The organism is Vibrio sinensis (assembly GCF_003605645.1).
GTDB lineage: Bacteria > Pseudomonadota > Gammaproteobacteria > Enterobacterales > Vibrionaceae > Vibrio > Vibrio sinensis.
In genome coordinates this window covers 1-20,759 of sequence record NZ_QVMU01000040.1, presented here as the reverse complement: position 1 = coordinate 20,759, position 20,759 = coordinate 1, and the positions used below count along the sequence as shown (strand labels likewise).

Here is a 20,759-nt window from a genome sequence, read left to right as displayed (position 1 = left end):
TGAAATGTTACCGCTCGACTTGCATGTGTTAGGCCTGCCGCCAGCGTTCAATCTGAGCCATGATCAAACTCTTCAATTTAAGATTTTGTCGGCTCAATGAATACTGACTTCAAAACTGTCCTTACTCGAAAGTAAKAAGTAATTTTAAAGCTATTACCATTCCAACAGAATGGTAATGAATTGACTGTGCCAAATAAYTYCTTTCTACAAGAGAAAGTCRTTATTCGTATTGGTCACTCAGTTCATTGAACCCAATTTGTTTCCGAAGAAACAGTCTTTGCCTAAGCAAAAACTTATTGGATTATCATCAACGAGTGCCCACACAGATTGATAGGTTTATATTGTTAAAGAGCGTTGCTTTAAAAGAATGTTTCTTTCGAAGCGGAGGTGAATTCTAACGAGATAATTGAAAGAGTCAAACACTTTTACAATTTAATTTCCTCGGAAGCTACTTCCTCGCTGACCATTGCTGAAGCCTTGTGGCGTCTGCCCTGTCAGTGGATGCGCATTATAGGGAAGTGGGATTTATTGGCAAGTATAAAATGCATTTTTTCTTATAAAAAATGCTTAAACGTTCACTAATTAAACAAGGTAAATTTACAGGCAAAACTACCCCCACCTTGCTCACTAGTTACCCACAAAAGACTGTGGATAACACACCATAATCATGCATCATTACACATATTAGTTAGAGAACATGTAAATGCGCAGTTCTGAGAAAACAGTTCATACTTAATTTTAAAGGTGACGAAAAATCTGAATCAACAGTGTCATTATTAATTTGAGCGCCTACATATGTATAGATGTATTCTCAGAAGATCAAAACAGATAGCACTCTATCGACATATGTTCATCAGCATTAAACAAAATCGCAATGTAACATCCAGCGCACCCCAAACTGATCTTCGACTTTACCAAAACATGCTCCCCAAAATGTTTCAGAGAGTGGTGTCATAATATGTCCTCCATGCGATAGGCGTTCGAACAACTCTCCCTGTTTCTCGAGGTCGTCTAATACTATTGATAGAACAACATTGTTTCCTGACACCTCTTTGGCGACAACACCATCAGATAACATCAATCGAATACCATAAGCTTCTAACTCTGAGTGCATCACCCACTCAGGATCGGCACCCTCTATTAATTGAGGAGCATCTTTAAAAAGCTGCATTGTTGTCACTTCAGCATTAAAGCAATGCTGATAGAAAGCCAATGCCTCTTTACAACGACCTGAAAAAAACAAATATGGCGTTAATGAATGCATAATCTATCTCCTGTAGTTACTTAGCTTCCTTGCTTCACTTAACTTAAAGATAGACAACATTTAGCAAACACGTTGCTTATACTGGTTCAGAATATAAAACTCGATCGGCTTTTCTCACGACTAACTTGGGTACAAACTTCTTTTGTTCTTTGAATTCTTGCTTGTTCGTCATTCCCATCAGAACTTGAACGGCCACTTTTGCCATATCGTCAATTGGGAAGCACACCGACGTTACTGCAGGGTATAAAGCATCACATCTATCTACACTATCAAAACTGACAACTGATAATTGATTAGGTACTTGAATATTATGTTCATGCAGGTATTTCATAAGTCCAACGGTCATCTCTTCACTACATGAAAAAACCGCCGTCAATTCAGGGTTGTTTAATAGCAGCTTACTTGCGGCTATATATCCGCTTTCAATGCCATAGTTCCCCTCTTCTACCCATAATTCATCAACTTCAATTCCAGCGAGAGTCATCGTGTCTAGGTAACCTTGTTTGCGTAACAGGCTGTTCGCTCTTGATATCGGTCCTGAGATACATCCTATATTTTTGTGCCCACTATCTATTAAGTGTTGAACTGCTTTTGCACTCGCTTGATGATGATCATAAGTGATGCAACGCTCTTCTAACCCCGGAACTAAACGATCAAGTAACACAAATGGAGGCTCATGCTTTGCCAAGTCTAGTAAGTCATGATCTGTTAAGTGCCTACAGTGAAGAATATAACCATCACATCGTAGAGCATGGAAACGTTGAATCGCTTCTCTTTCTCCATCAGCACAATGATGCCCTTGAGCAGTAATTAAAAACTTAGCATGTAAATCAAGTTCTGATTGTACTTGTTCCATCATTGCGCCAAAAAAACCACCAGTATAGTAAGTAACCAGCAATCCCATCATATTGCTTGATGATGTCGCAAGAGAACGAGCGATGGCACTCGGGCGGTAATTTAACTCAGCCATTGCTTGTTCTACTTTAAGGCGAGTTTCTTCTCGAAACTTACCCTCACCATTAATAATTCGAGACACCGTTGAACGGTTGACCCCCGCGAGTGCTGCGACATCTTTGATCCTAGCCATATGATTAAAGTATCTCTCTATTTTTACTTATATAAAAAGGGCCACCAGCATCCAAAACGTTAGGGGGTATTAGACTGGCAGCCCGATAATACACATTGTATTGCTACTCAATAAGTCAGTACTGAATAATCCGTGACTCGTACATCATGCAACCGTAAAAATCGAATAAATTCAGGCGAGGTTAATGTAGAAAGCTCAATCTCCCGTTGTTGCTGATAACTACTGATCTTAATTAAATCAGCATCAATGTAAGCTGGGTGACACATGACCTCTAAAATATCGACATCTTTAATATGTTCTTGTATTAGTTGCTTCGCTTGCTCTACACCTATGGCGTGATCATAAAATTTATCTGAGAAACGATAGTGAATGCCATTATATAGATGATCCGGTACTCCAACGCCTCGCAGCGGTACTCGATAGCGCTGTGCCACTTTATAAACAATCGGCGCTATCAACGGGTGCATATGGATATGATGATGACTATCTATGTGACTTAACGGGATCCCTAGCTGCAAAAAGTGCTCTATTTGCATAACAACTTCCTCATAGACTTCCCTAGCATCGATACTTTGTTTGTCTTCCCAGTCAGCCAGCGACAAGAACTCCCCATGCTCATCGATCAAGGTCATCGCCTTCGTCAGCGGTCGCCCAGTCGTCAAACGGAGATGGATACCGACATGTAAACCTGAGTTCTCTTTCACAAGTTCTAGTGCATGCCGTTCAGCCGACATCCCCACCATCAGAGTTGTCGAACGAACAACGCCGCTACGGAAGGCCTCAACGATGCCATGATTAATTCCTTGCGTGAGACCAAAATCGTCCGCGTTAAAAATTATCTGCATACCTTATCCCTCCCCTACTTCTTCATCACGCACAGTAACATCACGGCACGCTAACTTTAAACTGAGGTAAATAAGCTGCATTCACTCGTAAGATGTCATCCAAAATAGATTTCGCCTTTCGAATGTCAGGAACTAATGGATGACTAGATAATGCCATGAGCGCTTTGTCGTAATCGCCTAAAACCGCCGCATCGATGGTGAGTTGTTCATAAGCTTTGACTTGCTGAAGCAGGCCATTAACCGCAGGAGATAACTCTTCAACCGTTACTGGTTTTGCTCCCCAACTACCAATAACTGAACTACATTCAATCACCGCATCTAAGGGTAGTGTATTAATCGCACCATTATTCGGCACATTCACCACATGAATGGTGTTACGATTATTGTAAATCGCATCAACAAGATTTAATGATGCATCTGAATAGTATGCTCCACCCCTCTCTTCTAACTCTTTAGGCTTTTCGTTCAAGTTTTCATCACGATATAAATCAAACAAAGCTTGTTCCGTAAGCATCACCTGCTCAGCTCGAGTCCCTTTATCAATGGCGCTCTGCTTTTCTTCTTCTAACATTGCATCGGTTTGATAAAAGTAACGATGATAAGGACATGGAATCGCCGCTAAAGCCCTTAGAAAATCAGGATCCCAAGGTTCTTCGAAAATATTTTTCATACTGAAGTTCGCACCATCGCCAACCTTAGCTAGAACCTCAGCTGTAATGTTTTTACCATCTAGCCATGCCTTATGTACCCACACCAAATGATTCAAGCCAGCAAACTCAAGTTGTAGGTCTTTTAACTCACACGCCATCATATCGGCGATCATCATCTGCATCGATACAGGAACATTACACAAACCTATGCTTTTTACATTGGTATGCTTATTCACAGCTTCTGTTACTAACCCTGCCGGATTAGTAAAGTTCAACATCCATGCTTCTGGTGCTAATTCTTCAATATCACGACAAATATCCAAGATAACGGGAATAGTACGTAACGCTTTGGCAAATCCACCCGCTCCAGTTGTCTCCTGCCCGATAACATTATATTTAAGTGGAATGCGCTCATCATTGGCACGGGCTTTTAGACCTCCAACACGAAATTGAGTCATGACAAAATCAGCCCCGGAGATAGCCTCCCTACGATCAAAATTAGCAGTAATCGTAATATCAGCTCCGACCTTGTCGATCATTCTCTGAGCTAGAGTTTGAATAACATATAATTTGTCTTCCCCCTCTTCTATATCCACTAAGTGAATCTCGCTTACCGGTAAGTCATCTCTGCGTTTTAATACTCCCTCAATTAGCTCAGGGGTATAACTACTGCCGCCACCAATAATTGCGAGTTTTAAAGTCTTTCTAGACATGATCAGCCTCCCTTTGTCATCAACAACTGATGTAGGCTCACCATCTCTCTTGCCATTTCATGGGCAAGAATGGTTGTCATGAGATGATCTTGAGCATGAACCATAACTAATGTCATCGGAACCTTTCCCTCACCTTGGTCAGCCTCAATTAACTGTGTTTGAATTAAATGTGCTTTATTCAAACACGATTTCGCCTGATCCAAAGCATCTTCTGCCTGAGAGAAGCTCTTCTCACGAGCGAGCTTTAAAGCTTGGTAGCTCAGACTGCGCGCCTCACCAGCATTGCAGATGATCTCCATCACAACCATTTCTTGGTCCATACCATTCTCCTTAATATTGACAAAACTTGAGCTCATTACGCGTGTACACCAGGCGGATTCTTCGCGTCATCTTGATTTTTTTCTGTTACTGGCAACTCTTGCTCTAACACCTGTTTCTCAAACATTTTGAAGAATGGTAGGTACATAAAGAGATCTAAGATAAGTAATACAACAACTAAGATAATTGGAGAAATAGTCCAACCGCTCCCCCATGATGCTCCAATCAATGCCGGCGTGGTCCAAGGCGTTGTAGCAACACCCATCCCGACGAAACCTAACTGGATCGCAAAGTAAGCAATGGTCGCATTTACAATTGGGGCAAAAACAAAAGGAATGAAGAGAATTGGATTCATCACTATTGGACTGCCAAATATCACAGGCTCATTGATTTGAAAGAAACCTGGAACAACGCTCATTCGGCCAATACTTTTCAAGTGTGCCGAACGACTAAATGACATGAGTAGAACCAGAGCCAAGGTCGCGCCAGAACCACCAATAAAGATATAGAAATCCCAAAACGGCTGAGTAAAGATATTTGGAATAGGTTGCCCCGCGACAAACGCATCAATATTAACGCTGATATTAGTTAAGAAGATTGGCGACAGTAACCCGACAACAATCGCAGCACCATGAATACCTGCAAACCACAACAGTTGGCACAAAACCAAAGCACCAATAATCGCTGGCAACGTATTGGATGCACTCACTAATGGCTTAAACATTGCCATCACTGCATCTGGAATTAACATATCGTATTGAGCTTGAACAAAAAGACTGAGCGGATAAAGAGTGACAAAAATAGCTAATACAGGGAGTAGAACTTCAAATGAACGCGCAATCGCAGGAGGGACCTGTTCTGGCATACGTATCGTAATATTGTTTTTTTTCATGAACCGATAAAGCTCAACAGAGAAGAACGCGCACATAACGGCGGTGAAAATACCGGTCCCTCCCATATGCGACATCGAGAGTGCGCCATCTTTTGCCGGTGAGGCCACCAGCAAGAAAGACATTAATGATAAAACTGCACTCGTAATACCATCCATTTTGTATGCTTTAGCTAAACTATATGCGACCCCTAACGATACAAAAATCGTCATAATGCCCATAGACATATTGAACGGCATCATAATCGCGTCAAAATTTTTCGTCGCAAAGTCCAACCACACTCGACCGAATGCATTAGTGGTGTCTTCTGCAAATGGGGGGAATGCAAATATTAAAATAAAACTGCCCACAATAATAAATGGCATCGCAACAATAAAACCATCACGCATTGCTCTTACATGGGATTGATTGCCCAATTTTGCTGCTAATGGGGCGATATGTTTTTCAACGACTCCTATTATCGCGTCATAAAGCTTCATAATAAGTTCCTTTTTTTAGATGTAAAAAACCCTGCGCCAATTAATACATGGCACACACTTATATTTACCTGCTTTTATTTGTCTATTTTAATTTCGTGATAATAGAGTACTAATTAATTAACTCTAGCGCCTGGGTTAATACTTCATTACCTTTCATCATTCCATAATCTTGCGCAGAAATTGCTGCTATGTTTTTCCCATGTTCATCTGCCACCTTTTTTAGTTCTTCTAACTGAAATCGAACCTGTGGCCCTAACAAACAGACATCATATTCAATGATTGCATCATCAAAGTTACTCACTGACATTGCTGTTATTTTACAATCAACCCCCCTTTCCATCGCGGCTTGTTCCATTTTTTTTACCAACATACTGGTTGACATTCCAGCACTACAACAAAGCAAAATCTTTTTCATTTCTATGCTTCCTTCTATTAATTGCTCCCTAAACAAACTGTAGCAAAAATAGACAACACAAAAAAGCGCAACCGGTTGCATTGAGCGTGAACAAAATCCCATTTTTAGCAAATGGTAATTATCATTAATACATTTTCTGATATTTAAAATTAAAAACATGATGGCATATTTAGCATGGCATACTATTATTCTACGAATATTTTATTTAATTTAACTGTATTTTTTTGGTATCTCTCTATATTAACATCTATTAATAACATTCATTATTAGCTGTATATATCGCAACTAGCAAAAGATACTCCGTTCAGAAACGTGGTTGCGCTTTCAGACATAAACACGAGGAAGTCAGCATAAAGGTTCCTATGATCTAAAAGGTCACGACAACCCAAAAGCTCACAAAACACTTTCAAAAGTCTCAAACTGAATCCCTCCACAAGCGCATTAGGATTTAAGGAACCTAATGTGGTTATTAAACATCTATAGCAAAGCACTAGACAAGCATCACAAGAATAGCGTATATGTTCGAGTTACTTCTCGTTAGACAGTTTGTGAAAATAGGATTGGTGTTTTCACATTAAGAAATGGCTGTTTTACATTCACCCCGCTATACCGAGATATAGCTATATAGAGCATGAATATGAAAGCGTTCGTAGTAAGAGCACGCGCAGCATCCACCGACAAAGAGACATTTTTAGCTGGAGTCGGCAAAGAGAGTCATTCAGAAATCCTTGCACATGTATTGATGAATGCCCTATTTACTGCGCAATCCCATCGTGATGATGTAATCGTCTATCTAGTTCTAGAAAGCACCAATGACTTCTCTCGAACGATTTGCTTTCACTCAGACCAATTACGCAATATTGGCGGCTTTCATGAATCAGCACTGATTAACAAGATCGCTCATGCTTTAGGCCACTCTGTGGGTATGTCAAAAGAAGAGTATCGTGAAGTTGAGTCAGGTTTATCTGTTGAAACGATTAGTTTTGAAAAGTTGGTTCAACGACTTGCCGAGAACTACTCGCTGCACCTTCTCGATAAAAAAGGCACAGATATTCGAGAACAACCTTTTGAGGGCGATGTCTGCTTCATCCTAACCGATCACATCCCTATGCCGAAAAAGAGTTGGAATAGCTTGAAGCGATTGAACACTCAAAAAATTAGTCTTGGTCCACAAATGTTATTTGCTTCTCAATGTGTTGTATTAATTAACAATGAACTCGACCGACGCGGTTAAGCATTAACCCACTATTCGATTTAAAGCCGCATGATGATTTGCGGTTTTTTTATATCGGTTAAAATGCGAAGTCATTGGTGTATCTATAAGATATGAACAAACAGCGTAAAGTGAGACAAAAGTTAGAAAGGCACGCCGAAATAATTTCCGAGCGCTAAAACGACCTTTCTAAATATGGTAGAAGTAGGCGGACTTGAACCTGCCCCCCCCCCCGAAATAAGCAGATTTTAAACAGTAATCGAAAAGTTGGCAGGTAGTTGTTTAGTATTGAAATAGTATGAGGCTCAACAAATTATGCAACCTCACACCATACAAAGAGTTGTCTGTTCGTTATTCAGAATAATGTTTTTATGCCATCAAGTAGCATAGTTAGCCCACCAACTGAGAACAAAGCACCTTGCACAACGTATCTAAACTTTCCGAGCACTGATTTATTCTTTAACGCAATCACGAAGCTAACAGCACCAATAAGCGAACAAACCGTCCCCCACATAAAATCATCGATCACGGGGCTAAAAATCACCGCATCATGTATGCCATCTGTGATGAAGTTATACCCCACCACGATCACAAAACTGAGTAATCCAATGAATACGATATATTTAATTAATAGCAGTCTGTTGATTGTCATTTTGTGCTCAGCTAAAGGCGAGATCTTAATAGTCAACAATGTCTCCCAGATGGATTATAAGGAAAACAATGAGGGCTTTTTTATATTGGAGCAGATACAACAAAGCCCCGACTTTCGTCGAGGCTTTGTCATTTAAATATGGTACCGGTAGGCGGACTTGAACCGCCACGCCCGAAGGCAACGGATTTTGAATCCGTCGTGTATACCAATTTCACCATACCGGCATCTTGAGGCTATTGCCTTTCGATGGTTTGCATTATACGTATCCAAGTTATTCGTGCAAGCATAAAAGGTTGATTCTCGAATCGTTTGCTGGTTATTTAGTCACAAATCGGTAAGCTGTGCGCAAGCTCTCTTTTCAGATGAAAAGTGACGCTATATCCTGACGCCTTATAATAATGAGTAAGTAGGTTTTATGTCACTGAACAACACTTTGCCACCAGCGGGGTTAATGCGCCGCCTTGGGGCTCTTTTTTACGACACCTTGATTATTATTGCTATCGAAATGATGGCTGCTGGTCTTGTGGTCGCGGTTCTACACGCTTTCATGGCGATGGGTATTTTCAATGTAGCTCCTTATTTGGATGTCAGTGACTTTCTGTCCAATCACCCAATATGGAGCCCTGTTTACACGCTCTACTTAGCCATCGTTTGGATCTACTTTTTTGTCTATTTCTGGACACGAGCAGGACAAACTCTAGGGATGCGAGCTTGGAAAATTCAAGTCCGAGATCTCAACAACCGCCCGATTACAGTTACTCAAGCATTAATTCGCTTAGGGACATCAGGCTTTGGTTTAGCCAACTTAACGGTTCCTTTCGACCCACAAAAGCGTGGGTTTCACGATATCTGGGCAAAAACACAAGTGGTTGTTTTACCTAAAGTAAAGTAAAAAAAGGAAGGCTAAGCCTTCCTTTTTTATTCTTGTTTTCTAGTCAACTTTCAGCTCTTTGAGCATGGTTTCCGGCAGGGCCAATTCATCATTTTTATTGACGGATATCCCAGCGGAAATAATCGCTTGTGCAATACTCTGAGCCTGCTCTAGTGAATGCATTGCTGCCGTTCCGCACTGGTATTCATTTAACTCTGGAATCTGTTTTTGGGTTTCTATCTTAAGCACATCATGCATCGCAGCTAACCAAGCATCCGCAACCTGCTTTTCCTCAGGCGTCCCTATTAGGCTCATATAAAAACCCGTTCGACACCCCATTGGCGAAATATCAATAATTTCTACACCATCACCATTGAGATGGCTGCGCATAAAGCCCGCATAAAGGTGCTCTAGAGTATGAATTCCTTTTTCAGACAAAATATCTTTATTGGGCGCAGTAAAGCGTAAATCAAATACTGTGATTGTATCCCCTTTTGGGGTTGTCATTGTTTTTGCTACGCGCACCGCAGGTGCATTCATTCGAGTGTGATCAACGGTAAAACTGTCTAGTAACGGCATATCCTTCTCCTACTACTTAATTCATCCTGAATTTTCCTACCTCAAGCAGGTAGCTTGACTAAAAAAACCAGCTTCGGTTGTTCTCTAATTCTTGTCGGCATTGTTTTAACTGCCAACCATAGTCTTTCGCTTGTTGTTCGACTCTTCTTGCCACTTTGATCAACGATGGCTTTGAACGGTAAGTTTTTCGCTTATAACCGCCACGTCCCTCGTGATAGGCAAGATATTGGTTATAAGTATCCCACTTCGATATACCCAACTGCTTTTGCGTCTCTGACGTATACCAACCAATAAACATCATTGAGTCATCGAAGTTACTGCGTGAACCACCATGATCCGTCGCTTTTTGAAAGTCTTCCCATGCAGGATCTTGAGCTTGGGCGTAGCCGTAGGCACTGCTCACTCTTCCCCAAGGAATAAACCCTAATACGTAATCACGTGGTGGCTTTGCATCGTGACGAAAGCTACTTTCTTGCTTTACAAATGCCATCGCAATTTGAATAGGTGTTCCCCATTCGTCTTGCATATCAACAGCATCGTCATACCAACTCGGTTTTTCTCTAAAAATGTCGCATAAGTTGCTTTGTTTTGTGGGTGGCGATGTCGCACACCCACTCAGTAAGAGCAATCCTAGCAATAAACTGATTTTTCGCATGTTTCCCTTCGATACAGCTTATGATTTTAAGTAAGAGAAATAATCTTCAAGGAAAGCATCAAAACTTACCGTATCTGATTCTTCTGCTACTTTCTGAGCTTCAATCGAGCGCTCTACTTCTTGCTCCATTTGAGCTTTTGAGTAAATTTTATATTGATGTTCTAAATGTTCAGTTCGGTATCGCTTACCAAATTCACATCCTACTTTACCCATACCGCCAAAACATTTGGTTTCTTCTAAAAACTGACCTGAAATGGTCAATTCTGGATTATCAATCCAACTCAATAGCTTTGTACAAACCGCTTGATAGTGATTACCACCGTTTGCTTTATCCATTTGTTCTGCAATCAAAACAAGTTCATCAAAGACACGCTTTGCCCATGTTTGCAGAGTAAGAACTTCACCCATACAACCAATTTTGAGCTCTAAGTCTGGCTTACGCCCTTCAATAATCACTTTGTTCCAGTTGTCACGCCAGCAAGCCTGCTCGCAGTAATCCATAGGTTCTGAATCAGACAACATGGCCCAGGTTAAGAACAAGTCTAAGAAACGAACTTGATCCTCTGTAATACCGATTCGGCTATACGGGTTAACATCTAATGAACGAACTTCAATGTACTCAACGCCACCTCTAGTTAACGCTTCTGATGGCTTTTCGCCTTGCTTGGCTACTCGTTTAGGACGAATTGGCGCATACAATTCATTTTCAATTTGCAGCACATTAGTATTGAGCTGACGATATTCACCATCAACTTTTACACCAATTTTAGAAAACTGATTTGAGGGGGTACGAATAGCTGCATTCAAGCCCTCTAGGTACTCTTCCAAGCTATTGAAATTAATTTTAAGATCACTCTGCTCATTACTGGTATAGCCTAAATCACTTAAGCGTAATGATGTAGCTTGAGGCAAAAAGAGAGAATGGCCTAGTTTTTCAAATGGTAGATCGGTTTCTCTTCCATGGAGGAAAGAAGAACATAGCGCAGGTGAAGCGCCGAAGAAAAAAGGAATCAACCAGCCGAAGCGATAGTAGTTTCTAATCAGAGCAAAATAGCCATCAGATTTCGCATCTTGACGCTGTTGTTCATCTTGTTCGCCAAAGAGTTCATCCCAAAAAACATCAGGAAAGGAGAAGTTAAAATGCACACCTGAGATGATTTGCATCAAACTTCCATAACGACGTTTCAAGCCCTCTCGATATAGCGTTTTCATTCTACCTGGATTCGATGAACCATATTGTGCCAGGTTGATATCATCTTCTTCACCGACAAAACAAGGCATCGACAATGGCCACATCTTTTCTTCACCCAACTTTGTCTGAGTAAAGTGATGGATATCTTCCAACTGACCGATGAGTGTATCGATGTCTCGAGAAACTGGCGTAATAAACTCTAATAGTGATTCTGAAAAATCCGTGGTGATCTTATCGTTCGTAAATGCAGATCCAAGACCAACAGGGTGAGGAGTGCAGGCGAGACGACCGTCTTGGTGATAACGTAATGTTTCACGCTCAACACCACGACCCAAGGTCTTAAAAACTTCCGGATTACGAGCTACTCGTTCAAGTCGTGAAGCAAATTCAGTCAAAATGGAACCGCCTATATCAAAGGTTTGGATAACACAGTTCATCACCGAACTGTTCATACACTGGCGCTATAATACGCCAAACATTGAACATAGGGATAAACTTTCGTTACAGTATGCAACGAGTAATGTTATTCAAACTGGACAATTAAACTTACAAAGGGTGACCTAAGTCACCCTATAATATTATCTCTACTTAATATGTACTCTAGTGAACGATTTCAAGCTCTTCTATAGGGATCTGCAAATTTTCTAACTGTGGCTTTAGCAATTTTGCATCTCCGACAACAATAATTTGATAATCTTCAGGAGAAAACCACTTACGCGACAGAGTATCAAGTGTCTCTTTACTGACCGTTTCAACTATCTCATTACGTTGTTTTAGGTAATCCTCATCTAAAGTGTATGCCAGTATACTCCCTAACAATTGAGCTTTCTGTGCTGGCGTCTCATACTTTAATGCATCTTGTTGCCCAACAGCCAAACGCAAGAATGTCATTTCATCTTTCGTCATACCTTTTTGACTATATTGGTCCAACTCTTTCATTATCTCGACAATTGATGGGACCGTCGCATCAGCACGCACTTGGGTTGAAAAGACAATCGCACCGACTTCTCGATTTGACGCTAAATACCCACTTGCTCCATAGGAATAGCCTTTATCTTCACGTAAGTTCTGATTAATTCGACTATTAAAGTTTCCAGCTAAATTAAAGTTGGCCAACTGAGTCAAATACACCTCACCAACCGCATCAAATGGCAAACCTTGACGAACGAAGCGCACAATACTTTGTGGTGCTCCTGGTTTGTCCACTAGGTAAATTTTCTGCTTATCTAATTTTCGAAAAACTTCAGGTCGCAACAATGGTGCTGCTTCACCTGACCACCCTTGAAGAAAACCAAGTTCTGATTCAATCTTGCGTTTCGATATATCGCCCACCACAACAATCTGAGTTCCTTGTGGCGTATAATGCTGTTTGTAAAAACGCTTTACGTCATCCAGAGTTAGTTGGCTAATCGACGCTTCATTACCATCACTCGAACGCTCATAGACTGAACCGGCAAAAAGCACCTGACGTGTAGCCTGTGAACCTAGCCAACTTGGTTTTTGATGTTGATAGACCACATTCTCCAACATTTGCTTTTTAAGACGCTCAAAATCTTGTTGGCTGAATTTTGGTTCAAACATCACCTCTTCTACTATCGCCAAGGTTTCTGGCAAATACTTATCTAAGCTAGAGATTGATATCGTGGTGGTATAATTACCAGCATCAACAGAGACTGTACTACCGATTTTATCTAGTTTGGCTTTCAGCTCTTCTACGGTTGATGTTTTGCTGCCCTCTTGCAGTAAAGAGGCGGTTAAATTTGCGAGCCCTTCCTGCCCATTCTGAACATAGCGCTCACCCGCAGGTAAACGAATTTCCAATTGGACAGTAGGAAGCTCAGAGCTTTCGGTTCCCAGTAGTTCAATCCCATTATCAAAGTAGACTTTGTACAGCTCCGGCATCTGCGCTTTCACGCCTTTTGCCACTTTAGGCATCACAGAACGGTCAAAACTGTCTTCAGCAGGACGATAGGACAACTGATCATCCGTTAGCTTTTGGTATGTCGGTAACTCTCGTACAGGCGGCGTAAAATCCGCAGGGACAACGGCCATATTGTCTCGCCCTCTTGGCACAACACTTAACGTTACCTTATTGTGACCATTAATGAACTTTTGATAGGCGCTCATCACTGATTCAGGTGTCACTGCGCGAATTTGTGCAAGCTGCGATTGCAACCTATCTGGCTGATTAAAAAACGTTTGATTTGAGGCGAGTTGAGAAACTTTCCCTCTCACACTTTCTAGCGCAAAAACTGCATCCGCTTCGGCTGTTCCGGTAATTTGCTCTAAACGCTCTGTGGTCACACCTTGTTTTTGGAAATCATTCAAGGTTTGCATCAATTCGTTGTATAGCGGTTTGAGTTGCCCTTTTTCTCCCGATGGGGCCATTGCATAGACATAAAAATTACACGCTAATTCTGCACAATCTTGGAAAGCTCCAGCATCGACAGCTTTCTCCGTTTTGACCAATTTTTGGTACAACAAACTATTTGCACCATTACCAATCACATTAGCTAGTGCATCGAGTGATGCTTGGGTTTGCTCACCACGATACGTCGTCGGCCAACCGACTAAAACCATCGGTTGTTGAATGTTATCTTCTAACGTAACGTAGCGCTCTTCAGTCAGCTTTGCCGGTTGCTTAGGGGCGCTATCAACTTTAGGTCCTGTAGGAATAGAACCAAAGTACTTATTGACCCACTCTAATGTTTGCTCAACATTGATATCTCCACCTATGGTAAGTACCGCATTGTTCGGCCCGTACCATCGCAGAAAGAAAGCTTTAAGATCATTAACATCAACACGATCTAGATCTTCGACATAACCTATGGTTTGCCATGAATATGGGTGCCCTGCTGGATACATCGCCTCACTCATTTTTTCCCACATCAAGCCATAAGGTCGATTATCGTAGTTTTGAGCTCGCTCGTTTTTAACGGTATCACGCTGAATTTCAAATTTACGTTGAGAGACAGCATCGAGGAGAAAACCCATTCGATCCGACTCAAGCCATAACATTTTTTCCAGTTGATTCGCAGGAACGGTCTCAAAGTAATTGGTACGATCGCGGTTTGTTGTCCCATTTAAGGTTCCGCCAGCTTCAGTAATAATACGAAAGTGCTCTTGGTCCCCAACGTTCTCGCTACCTTGAAACATCATATGTTCAAAAAAATGAGCAAAACCTGATTTTCCAAGTTCCTCTCTAGCTGATCCTACGTGATAAGTCATATCAACATGAACAAGTGGATCAGAATGATCCGGCGACAAGATCACGGTCAGGCCGTTATCAAGTTGGTATTTGGAATAAGGAATCGCAGCTTGCCCACGCGGAGGTGTCACTTCCTCAATCAGAGTAACGCCTGCTGGGAGCGAAGATATAAACGGAATCGATGGCATACCCGTTGAAGAGCACCCATAAAGAGCGACGAGAGAAAGGGTGCTAAACCAAACTTTTCTCATGACATATCCTTAAAAAAATCCAAAGTAAATGGCGGCAAGCAAGCTATAACGAAATGCTTTACCAATAAAAACTAACCACAAAACTGGGAGAAACGACATCCTCAACCAACCAGCAGCTAAACACAAAGGGTCACCAATAATCGGTAACCAACTAAAAAACAATCCCCAATAGCCATACTTTTCTAGCCACTGTAATGCTTTATGACCATGCTTTTCATCTTGAGTTCGATTCGGTAACCAAAGACCCAACCAATAATTTGTTAACCCACCTAAGGTATTGCCAATCGTTGCGACACTTATCACGATAAATGTCGAATACTGATTCAAACCTAACGTAGCGAGTAATCCGGCTTCAGAGCCACCGGGCAGTAATGTCGCACTGAGAAAACCACTAAGAAATAGTACCCAAAGTGCCGAATCAGAAAACCATAACGCGATGGCTTCGAATGCAGAATCAAACGCTGCTAACATTGCATATCTAGCAAAATTTTGCCTCTTGTATGACCGGTTTCAATTTGTATATGAGCATCAATCACTTGTGTATAAGGATAAATATGCTGAATTTCTACTTTCAACAAACCAATACTCACCATGTATAACATTGCGTCCAATTGTTCAGGACTGGGATCGACGAGCATCCCTGTTGCAGAAAAGCCAAGTAGTTTGGCTTTTTCACAAATTAACTCAGCAGACATAGTTGGGATCGTAACTACTTTCGCATGATCTTTTAAACACTTTAACGCATCTAATGCCGCGTCCCCACCGATCAAATCGATCAACACATCTACGTCTTCTAATCGTTCTGATACAGAAGCAAACTGATAGTTAATCGCATGAGCCCCCAGCGTTGCTAAATAATCTAAGTTACTTTCGCTACAAGTCGTAAACACTTCAGCTTTTGCAGCTACGGCAATTTGTACCGCTATATGTCCAACACCACCTGCGCCAGCTAAAATCAATACACGCTCACCATCTTTTAGTGCGACATTCTCTAATGCTTGTGCTGCCGTTTGACCGGCGAGAGGTAAGCTAGCCGCGGCTTCGAGCGTAACGGATTCAGGAACAAAACTTAACGCACTTTCTGGGACACAAACATACTGGCTGTAGCCGCCGCCTTGTAATGGGAAACCAATAAATCCTGCTACTTTATCACCAATAATAAAGCGATCAGAACCTTCCCCTAGGGCTATAATTTCACCAGAAATATCATATCCAGGCACCCATGGTAGATTATCTTTATTTTGTGCTGCCGCCCACCCTAGTCCTGCTCGGGTTTTTACATCGATAGGGTTCACCCCAGCATAAGCCACCTTAACAAGAACCTCACCAATTTGAGGTTGAGGAACCAAAGATTCACGCACCGCAAGAACGTCAGGCTGCCCGAACTTTGTAATAACAATCTGTCTATTTTTCATAATCTGAAATCCCTATCGATAGAAAAAAAGGGATGCCGAAGCATCCCTTTGAATATATAACATTTTGTAAAGCTGAGTTACCCCATTGACGTAAAATTAACCTATCAGAAATCTACGCTTCCGAAAGTCTGTTTTATGCAATAGTTACCCAACTAAAGCGAGCAAAATACCAGCTGCTACAGCTGAACCTAAAACACCCGCTACGTTTGGCCCCATTGCATGCATTAACAAGAAGTTCTGAGGATTTGCCTCAAGGCCAACTTTATTAACCACGCGAGCAGCCATTGGTACAGCAGAAACCCCTGCAGCACCAATAAGTGGGTTGATATCTTCTTTCGAGAACCTGTTCAGCAATTTAGCCATCAGCACACCACCGGCAGTACCAATACTAAATGCCACCGCACCAAGCGCTAAAATTCCCAATGTTTCTATATTTAGAAATTCATCGGCTTGTAACTTTGAACCGACTCCAAGGCCTAAAAATATCGTGACAATATTAATAAGCTCGTTCTGAGCTGTTTTAGAAAGACGATCAACAACACCCGCTTCTCTCATTAAGTTACCTAAGCAGAACATACCAACTAATGGTGTGGCTGATGGGAGGAACAGAATGGTCATTAGAAGCACCGCAAGTGGAAATAAGATCTTCTCTGTTTTTCCGACATGGCGCAATTGAGCCATTTTGATCTTACGCTCTTCAGGTGTTGTCAGAGCTTTCATAATTGGCGGCTGAATAATCGGAACTAAAGCCATATAGCTATAGGCTGCAACGGCAATAGCACCAAGAAGATCAGGTGATAATCGACTTGCAAGGAAAATCGCCGTTGGACCATCTGCACCACCGATGATTGCAATCGATGCAGCATCCGCCATGCTAAACTCCATGCCAGGCACATAGTTTAGGAAAATGGCACCAAACAGAGTCGCAAAAATACCAAATTGCGCAGCCGCACCTAACCAAAGAGTTTTCGGGTTAGCGATTAAAGCACCGAAGTCCGTCATCGCCCCTACACCCATGAATATCAGCAGTGGGAATACTCCTGAATCAATACCGACATAGTAGATGTAGTAGAGCAAGCCCCCTGGCTCAGTAAAGCCAGCATTAGGAATATTGGCAAGAATTGCACCAAAACCGATTGGAAGTAGCAGTAGAGGCTCAAACCCTTTGCGAATCGCTAAGTAAAGCAATGTACAGCCAACGATAAGCATACAAATTTGCCCAAACTCGAAGTTTGCAATGCCCGTCTCTGACCATAGCGTCAGTAATCCGTCCATGGTACTTTCCCTTACGCTAAGCTAAGTAATGGAGCACCAACGGTGACAGAATCACCCTCTTTCACATGGAGGTTCTGAACAACCCCTCCACGCGCTGCCCTTACTTCAGTTTCCATCTTCATGGCTTCAAGAATAAGTAACACGTCTCCCTCTGCAACTTCGCTACCACTTTGCACCACTACTTTAAAGATGTTACCGGCCAGTGGAGCAGGTACCGTTTCAGAGTTCCCAACTGAAGCAGGAGCTGCGGCAACCGCAGGCTCTGATACTGATGGTGACACAGAGGTAAGTTGCCCTTGCGGTCCCACTTCTACGTCATACACTTGGCCATCAACTTTAACGCTGTAGGTTTCAATACGATCTGACGTTGGTACCGGTGTAGATACTGCTGCTACGACAGGTTGTTCTTTTGTCGGTGCCGGCTCAAATGCCTCTGGATTATGACGATTTTTAAGGAATTTTAGCCCTACTTGCGGGAATAGTGCGTAGGTCAATACATCATCAACGGTATCTTGAGCTAACGAGATCCCCTCTTCTTTCGCTTTGGAAAGAAGATCATCAGTTAAAATGTGCAATTCAGCATCTAGAAGATCTGCAGGACGACACGTAACAGGCTCAGATCCATTTAGTACTTTTTTCTGTAGCTCAACGTTTACTGGTGCTGGGGCTGCACCATATTCACCTTTCAGAACACCGGCAGTTTCTTTGGTGATACTCTTATAGCGTTCGCCCGTCAGCACGTTGATAACAGCTTGAGTCCCCACGATCTGTGATGTTGGCGTAACCAAAGGGATAAAACCTAAATCTTCACGTACTCGTGGAATTTCTTCTAACACTTCATCAATACGATCTGCTGCGCCTTGCTCTTTAAGCTGGCCTTCCATATTCGTCAGCATGCCACCAGGAACTTGGGCGATTAAGATGCGAGAGTCGACACCTTTCATCTGACCTTCCCATTTCGCGTATTTCTTTCTAACTTCACGGAAATACGCCGCAATAGGTTCAATTTGTTCGAGATTCAAGTTGGTATCACGCTCTGTACCTTGTAGCATCGCAACCACTGTTTCCGTTGGCGTATGGCCGTAAGTACAGCTCATGGAAGAGATCGCGGTATCTAAAATATCAATTCCAGCTTCAACGGCTTTAACAGCAGTGGCCGTTGAAAGCCCTGTTGTGGCATGACAATGGAGAGCCAGTGGAACATCACAAGATGCTTTAATACGAGTGATCAATTCTTCAGCTTCATAAGGCTTAAGAAGGCCAGACATATCTTTAATACATAATGAGTGGCAACCGAGATCTTCTAATCGCTTAGCAAGGTCCACCCAGGTGTCCGTATTGTGTACAGGGCTGGTAGTATAAGACAACGTACCTTGAGCATGTGCGCCAACGTCAATCGTCGATTTCACTGCTTTTTGGAAATTTCTAACATCGTTCATCGCATCAAAAATTCGGAAAACGTCCATACCATTGGCATGCGCTCGTTCTACAAATTTTTCAACTACGTCGTCAGCATAATGGCGATAACCTAAAAGATTCTGACCACGAAGTAGCATTTGCATCGGTGTATTTGGCATTGCCTTTTTTAGCTCACGCAAACGCTCCCATGGATCTTCTCCAAGAAAACGGATGCAAGCATCAAATGTCGCTCCACCCCAAGTCTCTAGTGACCAATAACCAACCTTATCCAATTCTGCTGCGATAGGCAGCATATCTTCAATACGCATACGCGTGGCAAACAATGACTGATGGGCGTCGCGAAGTACCACATCTGTTAGCGCTAGTGGTTTTGACATGCTCTTAAACTCCTTGTAATCCATTCTAGATACTACTTAGCTGCCGATGCGCGATACTGATGTACTGCCGCAGAAATGGCAGCGACAACGCGCGGGCTAACTGTAGAAGATGATGGTTGAACGTTATTATTTGGATTCGTGGTGGTGATCGGCTCAGGTACTTCTTCGGGTACCAATTTGGACATTAACCGAACAAGAAAAACGAGAATAGTGAGGAATATAAATACGACACTCATACCTGTAATCATCAGGGAGGCAGCATCTACTAGCAGACTTCCAATATTATCCATTTAAGCTTCCTTTCTTTGTCTTCCTGACAATAGATGTTCCATTCATATTGTTCTGGATCGCATCGAATATAGAACAATATGTATAGCGACCAAATGTACCATTTGGACTAACTAATGCCTGAAATATAAACTTTAATCGAGACAAGAGGCTTAGGATTATCTCGATTGGTTAAAATTTGTCAATTTTGTTTAAAGTAGTCTCTATGATTAAGCACTTTTCTAAAGAGAGATGCTGTATACGAATCACATAAAACTAAAATCACAACGACAGAAAGAATATTTAACTGCTGATAATAGGAAGTTATTCGAAAAACTAAGGAAATACTGAGAGATGCTTAAAAGTTCTACAATTAGATCTTTTAAAACAATGAGTTGTGCTAGATAAGTAAATAGAATGAGGGAATTTTGTTAATAAAAAAGCCCTGCTATTAAGCAGGGCTTTTTTTGAATGGTGGTGCGCCCTGGAGGATTCGAACCTCCGACCGCCTGGTTCGTAGCCAGGTACTCTATCCAGCTGAGCTAAGAGCGCACGGGTTTCGTTATCAATAGTTAAGTTATATAACCGACTATTAATATCAGGATTAATGAAAACCCTTAAAAAGTGGTGCGCCCTGGAGGATTCGAACCTCCGACCGCCTGGTTCGTAGCCAGGTACTCTATCCAGCTGAGCTAAGAGCGCACGGGTTTCGTTATCAATAGCT

Annotated in this window: 19 protein-coding genes, 3 tRNA genes and 1 rRNA gene; 2 read left to right on the top strand and 21 right to left on the bottom strand. The window is 41.9% G+C overall.

Annotated elements, in window-relative coordinates; translation table 11 throughout:
• From DZ860_RS22730 to DZ860_RS22690, 8 genes are all read right to left on the bottom strand, one after another.
• A 16S ribosomal RNA gene (locus DZ860_RS22730) occupies positions 1-79 on the bottom strand; the annotation flags it as partial.
• A 780-nt stretch (positions 80-859) separates the two neighbouring features.
• Positions 860-1,264 (bottom strand): VOC family protein, encoded by a 405-nt coding sequence (locus DZ860_RS22720; protein WP_120035495.1) that lies wholly within the window; start codon positions 1,262-1,264, stop codon positions 860-862.
• A 76-nt stretch (positions 1,265-1,340) separates the two neighbouring features.
• Positions 1,341-2,351: a LacI family DNA-binding transcriptional regulator gene (locus DZ860_RS22715; protein ID WP_120035493.1), complete on the bottom strand. Its 1,011-nt coding sequence runs from the start codon at positions 2,349-2,351 to the stop codon at positions 1,341-1,343.
• 107 nt (positions 2,352-2,458) lie between these two features.
• Positions 2,459-3,196 carry a chitin disaccharide deacetylase gene (chbG, locus tag DZ860_RS22710; protein ID WP_120035491.1) on the bottom strand — a complete coding sequence of 246 codons (738 nt, stop codon included), beginning with the start codon at positions 3,194-3,196 and terminating at the stop codon, positions 2,459-2,461.
• Positions 3,197-3,236: 40 nt separating this feature from the next.
• Positions 3,237-4,559 (bottom strand): 6-phospho-beta-glucosidase, encoded by a 1,323-nt coding sequence (locus DZ860_RS22705; protein ID WP_120035489.1) that lies wholly within the window; start codon positions 4,557-4,559, stop codon positions 3,237-3,239.
• A 2-nt stretch (positions 4,560-4,561) separates the two neighbouring features.
• Positions 4,562-4,879: a PTS lactose/cellobiose transporter subunit IIA gene (locus tag DZ860_RS22700; RefSeq protein WP_120035487.1), complete on the bottom strand. Its 318-nt coding sequence runs from the start codon at positions 4,877-4,879 to the stop codon at positions 4,562-4,564.
• A 35-nt stretch (positions 4,880-4,914) separates the two neighbouring features.
• On the bottom strand, positions 4,915-6,246 hold the full coding sequence (locus DZ860_RS22695) for a PTS sugar transporter subunit IIC (protein WP_120035485.1): 1,332 nt from the start codon (positions 6,244-6,246) through the stop codon (positions 4,915-4,917).
• Between the two features lie 109 nt (positions 6,247-6,355).
• Entirely contained in the window at positions 6,356-6,661 is a 306-nt protein-coding gene (locus DZ860_RS22690) for a PTS sugar transporter subunit IIB (protein WP_120035483.1), read from the bottom strand.
• A 637-nt stretch (positions 6,662-7,298) separates the two neighbouring features.
• Between DZ860_RS22690 and trmY the strand changes: the two genes are divergently transcribed.
• Positions 7,299-7,895, top strand: coding sequence for a tRNA (pseudouridine(54)-N(1))-methyltransferase TrmY (trmY, locus tag DZ860_RS22685; protein WP_120035481.1), 597 nt, complete (start codon positions 7,299-7,301; stop codon positions 7,893-7,895).
• A gap of 334 nt (positions 7,896-8,229) precedes the next feature.
• On the opposite strand, the gene DZ860_RS22680 is transcribed toward trmY, so the two are convergent.
• On the bottom strand, positions 8,230-8,562 hold the full coding sequence (locus DZ860_RS22680) for a hypothetical protein (RefSeq protein WP_120035479.1): 333 nt from the start codon (positions 8,560-8,562) through the stop codon (positions 8,230-8,232).
• A 103-nt stretch (positions 8,563-8,665) separates the two neighbouring features.
• Positions 8,666-8,750 (bottom strand) — tRNA-Leu (locus tag DZ860_RS22675).
• A 191-nt stretch (positions 8,751-8,941) separates the two neighbouring features.
• Here DZ860_RS22675 and DZ860_RS22670 point away from each other — a divergent pair.
• Complete coding sequence (locus DZ860_RS22670; RefSeq protein ID WP_120035477.1) at positions 8,942-9,418, top strand: RDD family protein; 477 nt, start codon at positions 8,942-8,944, stop codon at positions 9,416-9,418.
• A 39-nt stretch (positions 9,419-9,457) separates the two neighbouring features.
• Here the strand turns inward: DZ860_RS22670 and luxS are convergent, their stop codons facing one another.
• From luxS to DZ860_RS22615, 11 genes are all read right to left on the bottom strand, one after another.
• A complete protein-coding gene (luxS, locus tag DZ860_RS22665) occupies positions 9,458-9,976 on the bottom strand; it encodes an S-ribosylhomocysteine lyase (RefSeq protein ID WP_120035475.1) in 519 nt (172 codons plus the stop codon).
• A 58-nt stretch (positions 9,977-10,034) separates the two neighbouring features.
• Positions 10,035-10,631: a transglycosylase SLT domain-containing protein gene (locus DZ860_RS22660; RefSeq protein WP_120035473.1), complete on the bottom strand. Its 597-nt coding sequence runs from the start codon at positions 10,629-10,631 to the stop codon at positions 10,035-10,037.
• A gap of 18 nt (positions 10,632-10,649) precedes the next feature.
• Positions 10,650-12,218: a glutamate--cysteine ligase gene (gene gshA / locus DZ860_RS22655; protein WP_120035499.1), complete on the bottom strand. Its 1,569-nt coding sequence runs from the start codon at positions 12,216-12,218 to the stop codon at positions 10,650-10,652.
• 205 nt (positions 12,219-12,423) lie between these two features.
• Entirely contained in the window at positions 12,424-15,282 is a 2,859-nt protein-coding gene (locus tag DZ860_RS22650) for a M16 family metallopeptidase (protein WP_120035471.1), read from the bottom strand.
• Positions 15,283-15,291: 9 nt separating this feature from the next.
• The gene (locus DZ860_RS22645; protein ID WP_120035469.1) at positions 15,292-15,753 is read right to left on the bottom strand and encodes a YqaA family protein; all 462 of its coding nucleotides are present in this window, start codon (positions 15,751-15,753) and stop codon (positions 15,292-15,294) included.
• Complete coding sequence (locus DZ860_RS22640; protein WP_120035467.1) at positions 15,747-16,697, bottom strand: NADP-dependent oxidoreductase; 951 nt, start codon at positions 16,695-16,697, stop codon at positions 15,747-15,749. The genes DZ860_RS22645 and DZ860_RS22640 overlap by 7 nt, the downstream gene beginning before the upstream one ends.
• 144 nt (positions 16,698-16,841) lie before the next feature.
• Entirely contained in the window at positions 16,842-17,972 is a 1,131-nt protein-coding gene (locus DZ860_RS22635) for a sodium ion-translocating decarboxylase subunit beta (protein WP_120035465.1), read from the bottom strand.
• Between the two features lie 11 nt (positions 17,973-17,983).
• Positions 17,984-19,768 carry a sodium-extruding oxaloacetate decarboxylase subunit alpha gene (oadA, locus tag DZ860_RS22630; protein ID WP_120035463.1) on the bottom strand — a complete coding sequence of 595 codons (1,785 nt, stop codon included), beginning with the start codon at positions 19,766-19,768 and terminating at the stop codon, positions 17,984-17,986.
• A 32-nt stretch (positions 19,769-19,800) separates the two neighbouring features.
• Positions 19,801-20,058 carry an oxaloacetate decarboxylase subunit gamma gene (locus tag DZ860_RS22625; RefSeq protein ID WP_120035462.1) on the bottom strand — a complete coding sequence of 86 codons (258 nt, stop codon included), beginning with the start codon at positions 20,056-20,058 and terminating at the stop codon, positions 19,801-19,803.
• Between the two features lie 452 nt (positions 20,059-20,510).
• Positions 20,511-20,587 (bottom strand) — tRNA-Arg (locus DZ860_RS22620).
• Positions 20,588-20,660: 73 nt separating this feature from the next.
• A tRNA-Arg gene (locus tag DZ860_RS22615) sits at positions 20,661-20,737 on the bottom strand.
• Positions 20,738-20,759 lie beyond the last annotated feature (22 nt).

Bases quoted from the DNA above. Each gene is read 5' to 3' on its own strand.
- DZ860_RS22640 (WP_120035467.1), bottom strand. From the start codon at position 16,697: ATGAAAAATAGACAGATTGTTATTACAAAGTTCGGGCAGCCTGACGTT.
- DZ860_RS22625 (WP_120035462.1), bottom strand. From the start codon at position 20,058: ATGGATAATATTGGAAGTCTGCTAGTAGATGCTGCCTCCCTGATGATT.
- DZ860_RS22660 (WP_120035473.1), bottom strand. From the start codon at position 10,631: ATGCGAAAAATCAGTTTATTGCTAGGATTGCTCTTACTGAGTGGGTGT.
- DZ860_RS22715 (WP_120035493.1), bottom strand. From the start codon at position 2,351: ATGGCTAGGATCAAAGATGTCGCAGCACTCGCGGGGGTCAACCGTTCA.
- DZ860_RS22695 (WP_120035485.1), bottom strand. From the start codon at position 6,246: ATGAAGCTTTATGACGCGATAATAGGAGTCGTTGAAAAACATATCGCC.
- DZ860_RS22670 (WP_120035477.1), top strand. From the start codon at position 8,942: ATGTCACTGAACAACACTTTGCCACCAGCGGGGTTAATGCGCCGCCTT.
- DZ860_RS22645 (WP_120035469.1), bottom strand. From the start codon at position 15,753: ATGTTAGCAGCGTTTGATTCTGCATTCGAAGCCATCGCGTTATGGTTT.
- oadA (WP_120035463.1), bottom strand. From the start codon at position 19,768: ATGTCAAAACCACTAGCGCTAACAGATGTGGTACTTCGCGACGCCCAT.
- luxS (WP_120035475.1), bottom strand. From the start codon at position 9,976: ATGCCGTTACTAGACAGTTTTACCGTTGATCACACTCGAATGAATGCA.
- trmY (WP_120035481.1), top strand. From the start codon at position 7,299: ATGAAAGCGTTCGTAGTAAGAGCACGCGCAGCATCCACCGACAAAGAG.
- DZ860_RS22690 (WP_120035483.1), bottom strand. From the start codon at position 6,661: ATGAAAAAGATTTTGCTTTGTTGTAGTGCTGGAATGTCAACCAGTATG.
- DZ860_RS22650 (WP_120035471.1), bottom strand. From the start codon at position 15,282: ATGAGAAAAGTTTGGTTTAGCACCCTTTCTCTCGTCGCTCTTTATGGG.
- DZ860_RS22705 (WP_120035489.1), bottom strand. From the start codon at position 4,559: ATGTCTAGAAAGACTTTAAAACTCGCAATTATTGGTGGCGGCAGTAGT.
- chbG (WP_120035491.1), bottom strand. From the start codon at position 3,196: ATGCAGATAATTTTTAACGCGGACGATTTTGGTCTCACGCAAGGAATT.
- DZ860_RS22720 (WP_120035495.1), bottom strand. From the start codon at position 1,264: ATGCATTCATTAACGCCATATTTGTTTTTTTCAGGTCGTTGTAAAGAG.
- DZ860_RS22700 (WP_120035487.1), bottom strand. From the start codon at position 4,879: ATGGACCAAGAAATGGTTGTGATGGAGATCATCTGCAATGCTGGTGAG.
- DZ860_RS22635 (WP_120035465.1), bottom strand. From the start codon at position 17,972: ATGGACGGATTACTGACGCTATGGTCAGAGACGGGCATTGCAAACTTC.